Consider the following 18,199-nt stretch of genomic DNA (forward strand, 5'->3'; position numbering starts at 1 on the left):
CGAAGATTTCAGCGACTGTCCCGGCCTCTTCGCGAGCAAGCTCACTCCTACAGAATTTTCGTTGGACAAGCGACCGGGTGGTGTCAGCACGCCAAGAGCGCTGATGAGTGCCAGCTTTCACTTCTGATCCGGATGCGGCACGTCACTCCTGCAGAATTTTCGCTGGCCGCACAGTGGTGGCGTGTCAGTACCTGTAGGAGTGAGCTTGCTCGCGAAGGCGGACGCTCGGCCGCTGGATATCCAGTGGATGTACCAACCTCTTCGAGCAAGGTGGAGCGCCATCCCGGTCGCTCCCACGGATTTTGCATTAAGAATCAGCCACAGATGAGAATGTATGCCGTTTGTGCGCATAATGCGCGCCGTAGCGGGTGAGTGAGGTGTCGAGGGTGTTGAAGAAAGTCCTGTTTCAAGTGCACTGGTTCTTCGGAATCACGGCCGGTCTCGTGCTTGCCCTGATGGGGATCACGGGCGCGCTGTATTCCTTCGAGGACGAAATACTCGACGTGCTCAACCCCGATGTGCTGTTCGTGCAGCCCCAAGGCCGTCAACTGTCACTGGCGGAAATGGTCAGCAAGGTTGAAGCCCAGGGCAAAGACAAGGTAGCGATGTTCCGCATCGATGTCGGCGGCGACCGGATCGCCCAGGTATGGTTTACACCGCCGCCCGGCCAGCGTCGCGGCGAGATGCACAACTTCAATCCCTACACCGGCGCGTTCACCGAGGACGCCGTCGGTCAGGACTTCTTCGGCTTCATCCTCAACCTGCACCGATTCCTTGCCGCAGGTGAATACGGCAAGCAAGTCACCGCCGCCTGCACACTGATCCTCGTGTTCTTCTGCCTGTCCGGGCTGTATCTGCGCTGGCCGCGCAAGCCGCTGAACTGGCGCGTCTGGCTGACCATGGACTGGGCGAAGAAGGGACGCAGTTTCAATTGGGACCTGCATTCGGTGTTCGGCACCTGGTGCCTGATCATCTATTTGCTGCTGGCGATCACCGGGCTGATGTGGTCCTACGACTGGTTCAGCAACGGCATGACCAAGCTGATTGGCGATCCCCCCGTGGCGGGCGAGCAGCGCCGTGGCGCAGGGCCGCGTCCTGGCCCGGCCGTGGAAGAGGCACCCAAGGTAATCACGGCCTCGGCGCCGGACTATGACGCCATCTGGCAGACCATCCAGAGCGCTGCCGGCCCGGATCTCAAGGCCTACAACCTGCGCATGCCCCAGGCCCCGGGCCAGATGGCGACGGTGTTTTACCTCCTTAAAACAGGGCCGCACCCCCGCGCGTTGAACCAGATGACTCTCGATCCGGCCGACGGCGCGCTCAAGGCGGTGTCGCGCTATTCCGAGAAAAGCTTCGGCGCGCAGTTGTTGGTCAGCAACTACGCGCTGCACACCGGGAGCTATTTTGGCCTCGTCGGGCGCATCGTCGTGACCGTTGCCGCGCTGCTGATGCCGCTGTTTTTCATCACCGGCTGGTTGCTGTACCTGGACCGTCGTCGCAAGAAGCGCGAGATTCGCAACGCTCGCGGTGAAGTGTCAGCAACGACCGGCGAGCAGGGCGCGGCTTGGTTGATCGGCTTCGCCAGCCAGAGCGGGTTCGCCGAGCAACTGGCCTGGCAAACCGCCGGCCAGCTGCAAACTGCCGGTGTGCCGGTGAAGGTGCAGCGTCTGGGCGACATCACCGAACACGACCTGCATCAGAGCCGCAACGCGTTGTTTGTTGTCAGCACCTTCGGCGACGGCGAGGCGCCTGACAGCGCCCGAGGCTTCGAGCGCAAAGTGCTGGGCCGGCCGCTGGTGCTGGACAATCTCAACTACGCGGTGCTTGGGCTGGGCGATCGTCAGTATCAGCAGTTCTGCGGTTTCGCTCAGCGGTTGCACGGCTGGCTGGCCGAGCGCGGCGGACGCACGCTGTTCGCACCGGTGGAAGTGGACAGCGGCGACGGTGCGGCGCTGCAACACTGGCAACAGCAACTGGGCCAGTTGACGGGCTCGACGCCAGCAACGTTCTGGCAAGCGCCGGAGTATCAGAACTGGACGCTGGTGGCCCGGGAATGGCTGAACCCCGGAAGCGCAGGATCGAAGGTGTTCTTGCTTGGGCTGACGTGCGATTCGGCAATCCGTTGGGAGGCCGGCGATCTGGTGGAGGTGTTGCCGCGCAACCCGGCCTCTGCGGTCGAGCAGCTCCTGTCCGGTCTGGGCATTGCTGCTGACACCCAGGTCACCGTCGATGGCTTGAGCGAGACACTCGGCCAAGCCTTGTCGACGCGTCAGTTGCCGGTCAATCGGAGTCATCTGGTGGGCTTGCACGCGCAAGCGCTGATCGATGCGCTGGTGCCGCTGGCGATGCGCGAATATTCGATCGCGTCGATTCTCGAGGACGGTGTGCTGCAACTGATCGTGCGTCAGGAGTTGCACCCCGATGGCAGCCTTGGGCTGTGTTCGGGCTGGTTGACCGAGCATGTCGCGGTGGGCGGGGCGATCAGTCTGCGGGTGCGTCGCAACAGTGGTTTCCACCTGCCGACCGAGTCGGTGCCGATGATTTTGATCGGCAACGGCACCGGATTGGCAGGCCTGCGCAGCTTGCTCAAGGCGCGCGTCGCAGCAGGTGAGCCGCGCAACTGGTTGCTGTTTGGCGAGCGCAACAGTGCCCACGATTTCCACTGCGCCGATGAGCTCAAAGGATGGCTGGCGAGTGGCGATCTGGCGCGTCTGGACCTGGCGTTTTCCCGGGATCAGGCTGAAAAAATCTATGTGCAGGACCGCTTGCGTGAGGCGGCTGACGAGCTGCGTCGCTGGCTGGCCGAGGGTGCTGTGATCTACATCTGCGGCAGCCTGGAAGGCATGGCAGCCGGGGTGGATGCGACGCTGAACGCGTTGTTGGGTGAGGACGCGGTACGGGATTTGATCGAGCAGGGCCGGTATCGGCGGGATGTTTATTGAGGTGGCTCTTTCTACGATGAAACCGTTTCATTCCCGGCTAAAGGCGGTCCCGCTGAATGCACTCGATCCCCTACAATTAAATCGCGTGCATTCAGTAGGACCGGCTTCAGCCGGGAAACACGCCGGCGCTTAAACTCATCCGTTATCGCGAAGCAGTGGTTCAGATGCCACAAAATCAAGCCACAAAAAAAGGCCGTTGCGCTCTCACGCAACGGCCTTTTTTATGAATCAACCATCACGCCACAAACTGTTCCGCGTAATGACAGGCAACCTGACGGTTGTCGACCCAGCGCAGCTCCGGCACTTCGGCGGCGCAGCGTTCGGTTGCGTACGGGCAGCGCTTGTGGAACGCGCAGCCCGACGGCGGGTTCAGCGGGTTGGGCAGCTCGCCGACGATTTTGATCTTCGGCTTCGACGGGTCAGGGTGGATCGTCGGAGTCGCCGACAGCAGCGCCTGGGTGTACGGGTGCAGCGGGCGGTTGTAGATCTCGTCCTTGGGACCCATTTCGGCCGGGCGACCGAGGTACATCACCAACACCGTGTCGGCGACGTGACGCACCACCGCCAGGTTGTGGGAGATGAACACGTAACCGGTGTTGAACTCTTGCTGCAAATCCATGAACAGGTTCAGTACCTGAGCCTGAATCGACACGTCGAGGGCAGAAGTCGGTTCGTCCGCCACCAGCACTTTAGGCTGCAGCATCATCGCCCGGGCCAGCGCGATACGTTGACGCTGACCGCCGGAGAACATGTGCGGGTAGCGCTGATAGTGCTCGGGACGCAGACCGACCTGAGCCATCATCGCCTGCACTTTCTCGCGACGTTCGGCGGCGGAGAGGCTGGTGTTGATCAGCAGGGGCTCGCCCAGTTGATCGCCGACTTTCTGCCGTGGATTGAGCGACGCATACGGGCTCTGAAACACCATCTGCACGTCTTTGCGCAGCTGCTTGCGTTGCGCTTTGGTCGCGCCGGTGACTTCCTGACCGGCGATTTTCAGCGATCCCGAAGAAGGCTCTTCGATCAGCGTCAGCGCGCGGGCCAGCGTCGACTTGCCGCAGCCGGACTCACCGACCACCGCCAGCGTTTTGCCAGCTTCGAGTTCGAACGACACGCCATTGAGCGCGCGCACGGTTGCATGGGGCTTGAATAGCCCACGGGACACATCGTAGTGACGAGTAAGGTCACGAGCGGTCAGTACGATTTCGCTCATCACGCCACCTCCTGATTCAGCGGAAAGAAGCAACGCGCCAGACTATGGGCTTTCGGGTCGAGGCCTGGGCGTTGCTGGCGGCATTTGTCCTGGACGTAAGGGCAGCGCGGCGACAGCAGGCAACCACTTGGGCGGTCGTAGCGACCCGGAACGATGCCCGGCAGCGTCGACAGGCGCGCGGCGCCCATGCTGTGCTCGGGAATCGCCGCCAGCAGTGCTTCGCTGTACGGGTGCGCCGGGACGTCGAACAGCCCCGGCACCTGACCCACTTCCACGGCTTGGCCGGCGTACATCACGCAGACGCGCTGGGCGGTTTCAGCCACCACCGCAAGGTCGTGAGTAATGAGCACCAGCGCCATGTCCTGCTCTTTTTGCAGGGCCAGCAGCAGATCCATGATCTGCGCCTGAATGGTCACGTCCAGCGCAGTGGTCGGTTCGTCAGCGATCAGCAGCTTCGGCTCGCCGGCGATGGCCATGGCGATCGCAACACGCTGGCTCATGCCGCCCGAGAGCTGATGCGGGTAGGCGTCCAGACGCTGTGCAGCGCCCGGAATCTCCACCTTCTGCAACAGCTCCAGTGCGCGCTGATGGGCAGCACGGCCGGACAGGCCCAAGTGCTGCTTGAGCACTTCCTTGATCTGGAAGCCCACGGTGTAGCTCGGGTTCAGCGCGGTCATCGGGTCCTGGAAGACCATCGACATGTCTTTGCCGACGATCTTGCGACGCTGGCGCGCATTGAGCGTCAGCATGTCCTTGCCGTCGAAGACCAGGGCGTCGGCGGTGACGATGCCGGGGTGCTCGATCAGGCCCATGAGCGCCATCATGGTCACGGATTTACCCGACCCCGATTCTCCCACGATGGCCAGGACTTCGCCCTTGTCGACGGCCAGATCCAGGCCGTCTACCACTGGGGTGGCCGTGGCGTCGCCAAAGCGCACGTTGAGGTTCTTGATGTTTAACAGAGACATTCGGACGTCCTCAGGCGGCGTTCTTGAGTTTCGGGTCCAGCGCATCGCGCAGACCGTCGCCCATCAGGTTGATTGCCAGCACGCTGAGCAAAATGGTCAGACCCGGGAGGCTCACCACCCACCAGGCGCGTTCGATGTAGTCGCGGGCCGAAGCGAGCATGGTGCCCCACTCAGGCGTCGGCGGTTGTACACCCAAACCCAGGAAGCCCAACGCCGCAGCATCGAGGATCGCCGAGGAGAAACTCAAGGTGGCCTGAACGATCAGCGGCGCCATGCAGTTGGGCAGCACGGTGATGAACATCAGGCGCGGCAGCGTTGCGCCGGCCAGACGCGCGGCGGTCACGTAGTCACGGTTCAGTTCGCCCATGACCGCTGCACGGGTCAGACGCACATACGACGGCAGGGAAACGATGGCGATGGCGATGACGGTGTTGATCAGGCCAGGGCCGAGGATCGCGACGATGGCAACAGCCAGCAGCAGCGACGGCAGCGCCAGCATGATGTCCATCAGACGCATGATGGTCGGGCCGAGGATTTTCGGGAAGAAACCGGCCAGCAGACCCATGAGGATCCCCGGAATCAGCGACATCACTACGGACGACAAACCGATCAGCAGCGACAGGCGCGAACCCTGGATCAGACGCGACAGCAGGTCGCGGCCCAGTTCATCGGTGCCGAGCAGGAACTGCCATTGACCGCCTTCAAGCCAGACCGGCGGGGTCAGCAGGAAATCGCGGTATTGCTCGCTCGGGTCATGGGGGGCTACCCACGGCGCGAACAGGGCGCAGAACACGATCACCAGCATGAAGGCCAGGCCTGCGACGGCGCCTTTGTTCTTGGCGAAGTGCTGCCAGAACTCTTTGTAAACGGACGGGTAGAGCAGGCTTGGATCGACTGCTACTACGGGAGTAGGTGTGCTCATAAAAAGGGATCTCAGCGCTGATGACGAATGCGTGGGTTGGCAAAGCCGTAGAGGATGTCCACCACGAAGTTGACCAGAATCACCAGGCAGGCGATTAGCAGGATGCCGTTCTGCACGACAGGGTAGTCACGGGCGCCGATGGCTTCGATCAGCCACTTGCCGATGCCCGGCCAGGAGAAGATCGTTTCGGTCAGAACCGCACCGGCCAGCAGCGTGCCCACTTGCAGACCAAACACCGTCAGTACCGGGATCAGCGCGTTGCGCAGGCCGTGAACGAACACCACGCGAGCCGGCGACAGGCCTTTGGCACGGGCGGTGCGCACGTAGTCTTCACGCAGGACTTCGAGCATCGAGGAGCGGGTCATCCGGGCGATGACCGCCAGCGGGATGGTGCCCAGCACGATGGCCGGCAGAATCAGGTGACGCAGAGCGTCCATGAACGAACCTTCTTCATCGCTGAGCAGCGTGTCGATGAGCATGAAACCGGTTTTGGGGGGAATGTCGTAGAGCAGATCGATACGACCCGATACCGGGGTCCAGCCCAGCGATACCGAGAAGAACATGATCAGGATCAGGCCCCACCAGAAGATCGGCATCGAGTACCCCGCAAGGGAGATACCCATGACCCCATGGTCGAACAGGGACCCTCGCTTCAATGCCGCGATGACACCGGCCAGCAGCCCGAGGATGCCTGCGAAGATCAGCGCCGCAATCGACAGTTCCAGGGTTGCCGGGAACAGCGAAGTGAATTCGGACCACACGCTCGTGCGCGTACGCAGCGATTCGCCCAGGTCGCCATGGGCGAGCTTGCCGACGTAATCGATGTATTGCGCATAAAGGGGTTTGTTCAGGCCAAGACGTTCCATGGCTTGGGCGTGCATTTCCGGATCGACCCGGCGTTCACCCATCATGACTTCGACAGGGTCGCCAGGAATCAGGCGAATCAGGGCGAAGGTCAGCAAGGTGATGCCGAAGAAGGTGGGTATGAGCAACCCCACTCGGCGAGCGATAAAACTAAACATCTTCTCGTGTACCTCATCAGGTACCGGCGGGTCTCTGGGTAGCAGAGCCCGCCGGATTCTTCTTCTACTTCACTTGGGTGGTAGCGAAGTTATTAGTGGTGAGAGGGCTGATGTGGTAACCCTCCACGTTGTTGCGCATTGCGGTGAACATCTTGGTATGGGCCATGCTGATCCACGGCAGGTCCTGATTGAAGATCACTTGAGCCTGCTCGTAGAGCGACGCGCGTTCGGCCGGGTCGGTTTTTTCCCGAGCCTGATCGATCAACGTCTGGAACTTCTGATTACACCAGCGCGCGTAGTTTTCGCCGTTTTTGGCGGCCTCGCAACTGAGGTTCGGGGTCAGGAAGTTATCAGGGTCGCCATTGTCACCTGCCCAGCCGGCCGACACCATGTCGTGTTCGCCGTTTTTGGCACGTTTGAGCATTTCGCCCCATTCCATGACGCGTATATCTAACTTAATGCCGACTTTGGCCAGGTCGGCCTGCATCATTTGTGCGCCGAGCATCGGGTTCGGGTTGGTCGGACCGCCGCCGTTGCGTGTGAACAGCGTCAGCACGGTGCCTTCCGGAACGCCGGCTTCCTTGAGCAAGGCGCGGGCCTTGTCCAGATCATGGGCAGGGTTTTTCAGGTCTTTGTTGTAACCCAGCAGGGTGTCCGGGTACGGGTTCACCGCGACGGTGGCGTTGCCTTTGCCGAATAGCGCGTTGACGTAGGCTTCTTTGTCAAACGCGATCTCGATCGCCTTACGCACCCGCACGTCGCTCATGTATTTGTGCGTGGTGTTCATGGCGATGTACGCGGTGGTCATCGCGTTCAGCTCATCAACCTTGAGGTTGGTGTCTTTCTTGATGCTCGGGATGTCGTCCGGCTTTGGATACAGGGCGATCTGACACTCGTTGGCCTTTAGCTTCTGCAGGCGCACGTTGTTGTCCGTGGCGATTGCGAAGATCAGGGTGTCAGCCGGCGGCTTGCCACGGAAATAATCCGGGTTGGCCTTGAAGCGAACCTGAGCGTCCTTGGCATAGCGCTGGAAGACGAACGGACCAGTGCCGATGGGCTGGCTGTTGAGGTTGTCGGTCTTGTTGGCCTTGAGCAACTGATCGGCGTATTCCGCCGAGTACACCGAGGCGAAAGCCATGGCGACGTCCGCCAGGAATGGCGCTTCGCGGCGAGTCAGGGTGAACTTGACGGTGCTGTCGTCGACTTTCTCGACGTTCTTGAGCAGCTCTTTGAAACCCATGCTCTCGAAGTACGGATAGCCGACCATCGATTGTTTGTGCCAAGGGTGGTTGGGGTCCAGTTGACGCTGGAAGCTCCAGACCACGTCATCGGCATTCATGTCACGGGTCGGTTTGAAGTATTCGGTGGTGTGAAACTTTACGCCTTTGCGCAGATGGAACGTGTAGGTCAGTCCGTCATCGCTGATCTCCCACGTCTCAGCCAGCGCCGGAACGATGTCTGTGGTGCCCGGCTTGAAATCCACCAGACGGTTGTAAATGGTTTCCGCCGACGCATCGGCGGTCACGGCGGTGGTGTAGAGCGCCGTGTCGAAACCTTCCGGGCTGGCTTCGGTGCAGACCACCAGAGGCTTGGCCGATACGCCGACCGCAACGCTGAATACCGCCAGTGCGATCGCGCTGCGCAATGTTGCGAGTTTGAATGTCGATTTCAAGTAACGCACTCCGCAAGAGATGAAGCCATTAATGAGTCGGTATCGGGCCACGAAGTTCGGTAAACCGCACGTTGAGGCCCGATCGATCGTGCTGATTACATAATGTTGAATGGAATGGTAGTGACCACGCGGAACTCGTTGATGTTGCCGTCAATTTGCGCGTCAGAGTTTGCGCGGTGAGTGGTGTAGGTCGCACGCATGGTCGAGGCCTTCAGCGGGCCGGACTGCAGGGTGTAAGACGTACCTATGCCGTATTCATAGTGGGCAACAGTGCCGTCCAGACCGGTTTCGTTGTAGGCAGTGCCTTTGTAACCCGAACCGTCGATACCAAAACCGCGGGCCTGATAGATGTTGAATTTCAGGCCCGGCACGCCGTAGTCCGCCATGTTCAACAGGTAGCCCAATTGCACCGACTTCTCGTTAGGTCCGTTGAAGTCCGACAGAAGGGAGTTGGACAGGAAGATGGCGTTGGTGTCGTGCAGGTAATCGAAATACGTGTCGCCGAAGACTTGCTGGTACGCCACGCTGAAGCTGTGGGCTTTGTGCGTTGCGGTCAGCGACAGACTGTACGTGTCGTTGTCGATCTTGCCCATTTTGGCCTGACCGGAATCCTTGGTCTTGTAGTAGTTCAGGTTGGTGCTCAGGCCCAGTACGTCGGTATCGCCTATTTCGTGCAAAGCCGAGAAGTAGTACTGATGCCAGAAGTCCTGGACATTGGAGCCGTAGAAGCTGGTGGTCAGGCTTTTGAACGGTTTGTAATCCACACCTGCGATGTCAACGCGGTCAGCGGTGGCGGTGTTGTTGGTGTACTCGGAGCGGAACTTGGTCAGGCTCTGCTCGGTACGTGGCGACACGCGATCAAAGCTGCCGGCCTGGAAAGAGATGTTGTTGAACTCTTCGCTCAGAATGCTCACACCTTCGAAGCTCGAAGGCAGCGCACGGTTGCCGATGTAAGCCAGCACCGGGGTGTTCATCGACTGGCGGCCGGCGGTCAAGGTCGTGTTGGAAACGCGCGCCTTGATGTTGGCCAGGCCCATCTTGCTCCACTGCCCGACAGGGTCGCCGTTGTTCTCGGTCAGCGTACGGTTGGCGCCGCCCATCAGGTCGTCTTTGTCACGGTCCAGCGCAACGGCGTTGTAGACCGCCATTTGCGTGGCAAAACCGACAGTGCCCTGGGTGAAGCCCGAGCTGTAGTCAACGATGGTGCCCTGAACCCAGTTGATCCGGCGCGGGTCGCTGTCGACCACGACGCCGTTCTCTTTGCGGGTGAACTCGCCGCCACGACGCAACAGTTCGTTGGCGTACCAGTTCTTGGTCGAACCGGTCAGTTTCGAGTCTTCCAGAAAGCCCTTGGCTTCGCCCTGAAGGTTGGTGGTGGCCAGTGTGGTCGGAACGAATTCCTGACTGGTCGGCTCTGCCTGGGCCGCGACGCTGATGGCGAGGACGGATAAGGCGAATACAGCGGTGCTGGCTTTTTTCACGTTTTGAAGCTCCCGATTGCTGCTTTTTTAGAGGCGGGCTTTTTATGGTGTAGCCCGCTCGGTGGTGCGGCCCCATGGGCCAGTTTCTTGCCTATCCGGCGAAACGCGGATAAAGCAATGCCAAAGGGCGTGGTTGCGCCCCCAGGCATGTTTTTGAATCAGTCGGCGATGCTGACGCCCGAGAAGTTGTTGCGGTTGAACGGACTCACAAGAAAACCTTGCACTTCCTTACGCATCGGCTGGATCACCGTCGAGTGGGCAATCGGCGTAATGGGTACCTGTTCTTTCAGGTAATGCTGAGCTTGTTTGTACAGCGCAATGCGCTGGTCCTTGTTGGTGTTCGAGACGGCGGCCTTGACCAGTGCGTCGTATTTTTCGTCGCACCACATCGAGTAGTTATTGCCGCCGATGGAAGCGCAGCTGTACAGCGTGCCCATCCAGTTGTCCGGATCGCCGTTGTCACCGGTCCAGCCGATCAGCGAAATGTCATGTTCGCCATTCTTGCTGCGTTTGAGGTACTCGCCCCATTCATAGCTGACGATGGTCGCCTTGATGCCCACTTTGGCCCAGTCGGCCTGAAGCATCTGGGCCATCAGCTTGGCGTTGGGATTGTAGGGGCGCTGGACCGGCATGGCCCAGAGGGTCAGCTCGGTGCCTTCCTTGACGCCGGCGGCGCGCAGCAACTCGCGGGCTTTTTCCGGGTTGTAGGGTGCGTCCTTGACCGTGTCGTCATAGGACCACTGCGTGGGCGGCATGGAGTTCTGGGCCAGTTGCCCGGCGCCTTGATACACCGCGGCGATGATCGCTTTTTTATCCACCGCCATGTCCAGCGCCTGGCGAACCTGCAAGTTGTCCAGCGGGGCGTGGCGTACGTTGTAACTGATATAACCGAGGTTGAAACCGGGCTTCTCGATGACCCGCAGGTTTTTGTCCGCCTTGATCGACTCAACGTCCGCAGGGCGCGGATTCAAGGTGACCTGACACTCATTCTTTTTGAGTTTTTGAACGCGCACCGACGCGTCTGTATTGATCGCAAAGATCAACTGATCAATCTTGACCCGACTCGGGTCCCAGAACTGTTTGTTTTTTACGTAGCGAATTTGCGAGTCTTTTTGATAACGCTGAAAGACGAACGGGCCGGTGCCGATGGGCGCCTGATTAATATCGCGCACGTCGCCCGAGGCCATCAGTTTGTCAGCGTATTCAGCGGACAGGATGGACGCGAAGTTCATGGAAACATTCTGGATGAACGCCGCATCAACGTTGTTGAGGGTGAACACCACGGTCATCGGGTCGGTTTTTTCCACCGACTTGATGTTCTTGTCCAGACCCATGCTGGTGAAGAACGGAAACTCCGTCGGATAAGCAACGCGGAAAGGGTGGTCCTTGTGCAGCATGCGATTGAACGTGAACAGCACGTCGTCGGCATTGAAATCGCGCGTGGGCGTGAAGAGCTTGTTGCTGTGGAATTTGACGCCTTCGCGCAGATGGAACGTGTACGTCAGGTTGTCAGGGGAGATGTCCCAGCTCGTTGCGAGAGCAGGCACCACGCTGGTCTCACCCCGTGCGAACTCGGCGAGACGGTTGTAGATCGGCTCGGCGGCATCGTTGTCAGTGCCGGAGGTGTACTGACCGATATCAAACCCGGCCGGGCTGCCTTCTGAACAAAAGACCAGACTTTTACTGTCGGCCTGAACAACGGGCGTCATCGCCAGAAGGCTGACGGCGATAAGCGATGGCACAACGATATTCGAACGCATGATATTCCTTATCGTGAGAAGCGCATTAAATGCGACTGCCTGCGCAATCCATGGCAATCGTTTGCGCAAATGGAGAGTCAACGCCTGATACATCTCACTGTTCAAGATAAACAACGGACTGTATTTGTGGCTTGTCAGAAGGAATGTCTCTGGCGCCGCACAGTCCATAGTTACGCGTGCTTCAAAGTTTGTAGGAAAAGTGCTTATCGTTAGTAGGCAGAGACTTTCAGACGGGCGCTAACGGCCAGTCGCTACGCATCTAACGATAGTCAATTTCATTTAACGATCGAGCACATGACAACGCGATCGCGTCGCCCTTGGGCAACGCGACCGAATGTTCATCTGGAAGTATTACTTGCCGCTGACGCTGACGCCGTAGAACGAGTTCAGACCGAACGGGCTGATCTTGAAGTCCTGAACTTCCTTGCGCATCGGCTGATAAACAGTCGAGTGGGCAATTGGAGTCATAGGCACGGCATCTTTGAGCAGGTGTTGGGCCTGCTTGTACAGCTCGGTGCGCTTGGCCTGATCGGTGGTTTCCTTAGCCTGGTGGATCAAGGTATCGAACGGCTTGTCACACCATTTGGCGAAGTTGTTGCCGTTGAGGGCGTCGCAGCCAAACAGAGTACCCAGCCAGTTGTCCGGGTCACCGTTGTCGCCGCTCCAGCCAATCAGCATTGCGCCGTTTTCGCCGGCCTTGGCGCGCTTGATGTACTCCCCCCACTCGTAGGAAACGATCTTGGCGTTGATGCCGATCTTCTTCCAGTCGTTCTGGAGCATCTCGGCCATCAGCTTGGCGTTCGGGTTGTAAGGACGCTGAACCGGCATCGCCCACAGGGTGATCTCGGTGCCTTCCTTCACGCCTGCCTGTTTGAGCAGCTCCTTGGCCTTGGTGATGTCGAACGGTGCATCTTTGATCGTGGTGTCATAAGACCATTGGGTCGGAGGCATGGCATTGACTGCCAGTTGGCCTGCGCCCTGGTACACGGCGTCGATGATGGCTTTCTTGTCGACAGCCATGTCCAGCGCCTGACGTACTTTCAGGTCAGCCAGTGGGTTCGGCTTGTCTTCACCCTTGATCTTCGGCATCACGTTGTAGGCGATGTAACCCAGGTTGAAGCCGGCCTGATCAGGCATTTTCAACGCAGGGTCGGCTTTCAGCGTAGCGAGGTCAGCCGGACGCGGATAAGCAGTGATCTGGCATTCGCCCTTCTTCAGCTTCTGCACTCGAACCGAGGCGTCAGTGGTGATGGCGAAAATCAGGTTGTCGACTTTGACGTCTTCAGGCTTCCAGTAGTCCTTGTTCCCGGTGAAGCGGATGTTGGAGTCTTTCTGGTAGCTCTTGAACACGAACGGGCCAGTGCCGATCGGCTTCTGGTTGATGTCTTCCGGCTTGCCTTCTTTGAGCAACTGCGCAGCGTATTCAGCGGACTGAATGGACGCGAAGCTCATCGCCAGGTTCTGGATGAACGCAGCATCAACGGTGCCGAGGGTCATCTTGACGGTGTGATCGTCGACCTTCTCGATCTTGGTGATGTTGGTGTCCATCGCCATGTCGGTGAAGTACGGGAATTCGGTCGGGTACGCCTTACGGAACGGGTCGTCCTTGTTGATCATGCGGTTGAACGTGAACAGCACGTCATCGGCATTGAAGGTACGCGTCGGCTTGAAGTAAGGGGTGGTGTGGAATTTCACACCTTCACGCAGGTGGAAGGTGTAGGTCAGGCCATCCGGAGCAACGTCCCAGCTGGTGGCAAGGCCTGGAATGACAGCAGTGCCGCCACGTTCGAACTGGCTCAAACGGTTGAAAACGGTCTCGGCCGAAGCATCGAAGTCGGTACCGGTGGTGTATTGACCTGGATCGAAACCAGCAGGGCTGCCTTCGGAGCAGAACACCAGATTCGATGCTGCATGGGCGAAGGGAGCGCTGGCGATCAAACCTGCGCCGAGTAGAAACGGAATGACCGCTTTTTTGAGCATGGTGGCCTCAGTTGTTGTCATTTTTTGATTGAGGGTACGGCCTTTTGGGCCTGTCCCACGGATACTTATGCAGGCGCCATACCCAAAGCAAGATGTTGGCGCCAGCAAGGCGACAAACAGTGGCACGAACGTACACGAATGTCGCATAAGTGTAATTTCTGACGCTGTTGAACGTTTGCGTGTCGCATATCGATATCTTTGCAGCACCAAAAGGGTGCATCGCAACGTGACGATTGCACCCGCTTCGGTCAACAAGTGTTACTTCGCTGTTGGTTTGAGCTGATTATTTGGAAAGGCTCACGCCGTAGAAGGGGGTCAGGCCAAACGGGCTGAGTTTGAAATCCTGAACCTCTTTGCGCATCGGCTGAAACACTTTGGAATTGGCGATCGGGGTGATCGGCACGTCGTTTTTCAGAATGTTTTGCGCCTGCTTGTACAGCTTGATGCGCTCATCGCGGTTGCTGGTCAGCTTGGCCTGGGTCACCAGCTTGTCGTAGGCCGGGTTACACCACTTCGCGTAGTTGCTGCCCTTCACCGCCCCACAGCTGTACAGCACGCCGAGCCAGTTGTCGGGGTCGCCATTGTCACCGGTCCAGCCGTAGATCATCACGTCATGCTCGCCGGCCTTGGCGCGCTTGATGTACTCGCCCCATTCATAGCTGACGATGTTCGCCTTGATGCCGATCTTCGCCCAGTCCGCCTGGATCATCTGCGCCGACATGCGCGCATTCGGGTTGGAGGCTCGCTGCACGGTCATCGCCCAGAGGTTGATCTGAGTACCTGGTGCAACGCCCGCTTCCTTGAGCAGCTGCTTTGCCTTCGCTGGATCGTGGGGCGCGTCCTTGATGTTCGGATCAAAGCTCCATTGCGCCGGTGGCAGAGCGTTTTGTGCCAGCTGCCCGGCGCCCTGATAAACCGCCTTGATGATGGCCGGCTTGTCGATGGCCATGTCCAGCGCCTGACGCACCTTCAACTGATCGAGGGGTGGATGGGTCACGTTGTAAGCGAGAAACCCCAGGTTGAAACCGGCCTGGCTCAGCACCTTGAGGTTCGGGTCCTTCTGCGCTTCTTCGATGTCCTGCGGGCGCGGGTATCCGCTGATCTGGCATTCGCCGGTCTTGAGCTTCTGCAGGCGGGTGGCGGCGTCGGTGTTGATCGAGAAGATCAGGTTGTCGAGCTTCACGTCCTCCGGCTTCCAGTATTGCGTGTTGCCGACGTAACGAATCTGCGCGTCTTTCTGATAGCGCTTGAACACGAAGGGCCCGGTACCGATCGGCTTCAGGTTGATGTCGCCGGCCTTGCCCTGCTTGATCAGTTGCGCGGCGTATTCAGCCGATTGAATCGAGGCGAAGCTCATCGCCAGATTCTGGATGAACGCGGCATCGATGTTGTTCAGCTTGAAGCGGACGGTCTGATCGTCGACCTTTTCGACCTGCTTGATGGTGGTGTTCATGCCCATGTCGGTGAAGTACGGCGACTCCGACGGGTACGCCTGGCGGAACGGGTCGTCCGGGTTCAGCAGGCGGTTGAAGGTGAACAGCACGTCATCGGCGTTGAAGTCGCGGGTCGGTTTGAAATAGTCCGTGGTGTGGAATTTCACGCCTGGCCGCAAGTGAAAGGTGTAGGTCAAACCGTCGTCGGACACGTCCCATTTGGTTGCAAGGCCGGGCTCGACGTCCGTGCCGCCGCGCTTGAACTGAGTCAGGCGATTGAAGACGGTCTCTGCTGACGCATCGAACTCGGTGCCGCTGGTGTACTGGCTGGGATCGAAACCGGCAGGGCTGGCTTCCGAGCAGTAGACAAGGGTGCTGGCCGCCTGCACCGAGGGAACGCACAGCGCCATTGCGGCCGCCAGGAGCAGGGGTTTGAAGGTTGTGTCCATGTGAACCTCATAAAGTGCGGCACTCATGCCTGAATTCATCGTCGGGATGATAGACCGCCAAGAATGCCGCACAGCTCACTTGGGCAACAAGCCACGGAAATTCATAAGCTTATTACTTGATGAGCGTTTGCAGCTCTTTCCACCAGGGTGTGTTGGCAACCAGCTTAATGAATGCTTGCTCAAGATAGCCCTGAAAGTCTGACGGCTGCGGATCCTTGCTGTTAAAAACGTAGTCCAGATAACGCTGACTGTCCTTGAAGAGTGTGGTCTGGATGGCGCGAAGTTCGTCGATCGCCTCCTGCTGGGTCTTGTCCAGCTCGCTCTTCGATTCACTGCGGGCGATTTCCGCCGGATTGCTGTCCGCCCATGCCGTGACGATCGGGTACTGCCATTCGCTGTCGGCGGGATGGCAGAAGAATGCCGACGCGACGGCCACCGGATCGGCCCCGGGTTTGCCAGCCCAGTAATCGACCGTGGACTGGGCAACCTTGCGCACGGCCTCGGTAGCGAGCAGCGCCGCCAGATCGTGAAGCGGGTGTTCGGCGTGATCTTTGGAAAGTTGCGAATGGCTCGGTTCAAGGTCCGCATCGACGTTCGGGTCACTGCCCAGCAGCGTTTGCGCGTCGTCGACACTGTTGCCGATCCAGGTCAGAACACCTTGCGCCGCACTGTTGTAGGCGTTCAGCAGAATGCCCGCCGGGGTATTGATCAGCCAGCGATAGAACTTGAGGGTGTCTACGCCCATTTTCTTCGCAAGCGTCACCAGGCCGTCCCTGGCCGTCAGCAGCGCGTTGAACGCAGTGAAGTAATCCTGATCAGGATGTTCGCTGAGTAACACCAGCATTACTTTATCCCGGTCCGAACGATAGCCTGGCTGAGTGAGCTCGAACTCCAGCTCCCGGGTGGAAAAGAGGATTTTGCCCAGCGGTCCCGCCAGACTGGCGATCACGTCGGTGGCCCCGAACGTGCCCGTGACCAGCGGCAGATTCCATTTGACGTGTGTAGGCGTTGTCCAGGGCAGAACCCTGACATGCCCGGCTTTTATCAGGCTCAGCTCTGCAAAGTTTGAATGGGCGAACAGGTCTTCGAGCACATGCAGCGCGGCGCCGAAGCTGCGCAGTCCGTCAAGGGAACGGCCCTGCTTCATGGCAAGACGCAGCTCCTTTTCCATGTAGCCCACTGCGTTGCCGATGTAACGCTTCATCGACGTGTCTCGGTCCGCACCCAGGGATGGGTCGCCGGGAAGCACCCAGGCTTCGAAGTCCGGGTCGCGCACTTTCGGGTCCGGGAAAGGCGGGTCGATGGCCAACGGATTGTCGATGTGCTCCGCCGGACGATAAACACCAAGCTTGTGCGGCGTGACCTTCATTTCGTTCGGATAGCGCATCCGCAGGTCGAAGAATTTTTTAGCGGCCAGCACATCGACGAGGTCGGTCCAGCTCTCGCGGGACAGGGTCGCGGGAAATTCTTTTGGCATGTCCGCTGCGCGGGTGATCTTGGGATCGACGACCTGGGAGTAGTCCCGCAGCCAGTTGCCGAAGTAAACCGCGTCTATCTCGTTCTGACTGAAGTTGAAATCCCGAAGGACCCATTCAATCGTCTGGTGAGTGCTGCCCTTTGCCTCTGCGTTGCCGGCTTCGAAGGCTTCACGATCGCAATGGCTGTGGGATGGCTCGAAGCGCAGATCGGTCGAGGCCAGATAATCGCGAATGGCTTGGCAGGCTTGCTGCCAGGAAATCGCGTAATCATTGACCGGGCCTGTAGAGGTCACTTCGGAATAGGTCGCGAAGGTCAGATCGTCCTGGCTCGGGCGGGCAGCTTCGGTGAGCCACAAGGTGAACAGGTGGCCTTCTTCGAAGGGCGCGTCGGTTGCGGCGGACGGTTGCTCTTTGCTCAGTTCTCGACGCAGGACATTATCGATGTGGTGGCCGAACTCGTGGACCAGCGCGGTCGCCAACCACCAGTAGTGCTGCGGATCGACGGTCATGCGTGCGAAAAATGCCCAATCGACGCGGATGACCCGCTCGCGGTTGTCATAGTCGGCTTCGAAGCCCAGCTCCCATGCCAGCAGTACCTCAGGGTTGACCACTTCACCGGCCTGCAGCTTGTCCTGCAGTTTCAGGTAGAGGTGAGGTGGGATGTCGTTGCCGAAGACGTTGCTCATTTCCAGGGCAAAAGCGTCTGGGGCAAGGTTTTCGGCCACTTGGGTCAGCAGGTCCAGCGCGAAGGTACTGCATAGGGTGCGGGCGGTCATATCGACCGGCATTACGGGTTGTGCTTGAAAAGGCATGATTGGATTCTTCCTTGAATCATTAGCTGCGCACGGCCGTGCACTTAAAGTACAGGCGGCCTTGAGTGCG

The 18,199-nt window shown here is 59.1% G+C and carries 11 protein-coding genes; 1 reads left to right on the forward strand and 10 read right to left on the reverse strand.

Translation table 11 applies throughout. From position 1 onward, the window contains the following. Positions 1-389: 389 nt before the first annotated feature. Positions 390-2,942 carry a PepSY domain-containing protein gene (locus tag ACYAR8_RS20065; protein WP_463580949.1) on the forward strand — a complete coding sequence of 851 codons (2,553 nt, stop codon included), beginning with the start codon at positions 390-392 and terminating at the stop codon, positions 2,940-2,942. Between the two features lie 235 nt (positions 2,943-3,177). Here the strand turns inward: ACYAR8_RS20065 and ACYAR8_RS20070 are convergent, their stop codons facing one another. From ACYAR8_RS20070 to ACYAR8_RS20115, 10 genes are all read right to left on the reverse strand, one after another. Next, positions 3,178-4,152, reverse strand: a complete 975-nt coding sequence (locus tag ACYAR8_RS20070) for a peptide ABC transporter ATP-binding protein (protein WP_065990188.1) — start codon at positions 4,150-4,152, stop codon at positions 3,178-3,180. Next, positions 4,152-5,120, reverse strand: a complete 969-nt coding sequence (locus ACYAR8_RS20075; protein WP_065990186.1) for an ABC transporter ATP-binding protein — start codon at positions 5,118-5,120, stop codon at positions 4,152-4,154. The genes ACYAR8_RS20070 and ACYAR8_RS20075 overlap by 1 nt, the downstream gene beginning before the upstream one ends. 10 nt (positions 5,121-5,130) lie before the next feature. Next, positions 5,131-6,042: an ABC transporter permease subunit gene (locus ACYAR8_RS20080; protein ID WP_074886554.1), complete on the reverse strand. Its 912-nt coding sequence runs from the start codon at positions 6,040-6,042 to the stop codon at positions 5,131-5,133. A gap of 11 nt (positions 6,043-6,053) precedes the next feature. Beyond that, positions 6,054-7,064, reverse strand: a complete 1,011-nt coding sequence (locus ACYAR8_RS20085) for an ABC transporter permease subunit (protein ID WP_065990182.1) — start codon at positions 7,062-7,064, stop codon at positions 6,054-6,056. A 64-nt stretch (positions 7,065-7,128) separates the two neighbouring features. Further along, positions 7,129-8,736, reverse strand: a complete 1,608-nt coding sequence (locus tag ACYAR8_RS20090; protein WP_074886551.1) for an ABC transporter substrate-binding protein — start codon at positions 8,734-8,736, stop codon at positions 7,129-7,131. Between the two features lie 95 nt (positions 8,737-8,831). Further along, entirely contained in the window at positions 8,832-10,217 is a 1,386-nt protein-coding gene (locus ACYAR8_RS20095; RefSeq protein WP_463580857.1) for an OprD family porin, read from the reverse strand. A gap of 158 nt (positions 10,218-10,375) precedes the next feature. Further along, the gene (locus ACYAR8_RS20100) at positions 10,376-11,977 is read right to left on the reverse strand and encodes an ABC transporter substrate-binding protein (protein WP_108120825.1); all 1,602 of its coding nucleotides are present in this window, start codon (positions 11,975-11,977) and stop codon (positions 10,376-10,378) included. A 351-nt stretch (positions 11,978-12,328) separates the two neighbouring features. Continuing rightward, entirely contained in the window at positions 12,329-13,957 is a 1,629-nt protein-coding gene (locus tag ACYAR8_RS20105) for an ABC transporter substrate-binding protein (RefSeq protein WP_265387077.1), read from the reverse strand. Between the two features lie 283 nt (positions 13,958-14,240). After that, positions 14,241-15,839, reverse strand: a complete 1,599-nt coding sequence (locus tag ACYAR8_RS20110) for an ABC transporter substrate-binding protein (RefSeq protein ID WP_074886653.1) — start codon at positions 15,837-15,839, stop codon at positions 14,241-14,243. Between the two features lie 112 nt (positions 15,840-15,951). Further along, the gene (locus ACYAR8_RS20115) at positions 15,952-18,129 is read right to left on the reverse strand and encodes an HET-C-related protein (protein ID WP_463580858.1); all 2,178 of its coding nucleotides are present in this window, start codon (positions 18,127-18,129) and stop codon (positions 15,952-15,954) included. Positions 18,130-18,199 lie beyond the last annotated feature (70 nt).

The organism is Pseudomonas sp. HP_01 (assembly GCF_055284355.1).

Bases quoted from the DNA above. Each gene is read 5' to 3' on its own strand.
- ACYAR8_RS20100 (WP_108120825.1), bottom strand. From the start codon at position 11,977: ATGCGTTCGAATATCGTTGTGCCATCGCTTATCGCCGTCAGCCTTCTG.
- ACYAR8_RS20070 (WP_065990188.1), bottom strand. From the start codon at position 4,152: ATGAGCGAAATCGTACTGACCGCTCGTGACCTTACTCGTCACTACGAT.
- ACYAR8_RS20075 (WP_065990186.1), bottom strand. From the start codon at position 5,120: ATGTCTCTGTTAAACATCAAGAACCTCAACGTGCGCTTTGGCGACGCC.
- ACYAR8_RS20085 (WP_065990182.1), bottom strand. From the start codon at position 7,064: ATGTTTAGTTTTATCGCTCGCCGAGTGGGGTTGCTCATACCCACCTTC.
- ACYAR8_RS20105 (WP_265387077.1), bottom strand. From the start codon at position 13,957: ATGCTCAAAAAAGCGGTCATTCCGTTTCTACTCGGCGCAGGTTTGATC.
- ACYAR8_RS20115 (WP_463580858.1), bottom strand. From the start codon at position 18,129: ATGCCTTTTCAAGCACAACCCGTAATGCCGGTCGATATGACCGCCCGC.
- ACYAR8_RS20110 (WP_074886653.1), bottom strand. From the start codon at position 15,839: ATGGACACAACCTTCAAACCCCTGCTCCTGGCGGCCGCAATGGCGCTG.
- ACYAR8_RS20080 (WP_074886554.1), bottom strand. From the start codon at position 6,042: ATGAGCACACCTACTCCCGTAGTAGCAGTCGATCCAAGCCTGCTCTAC.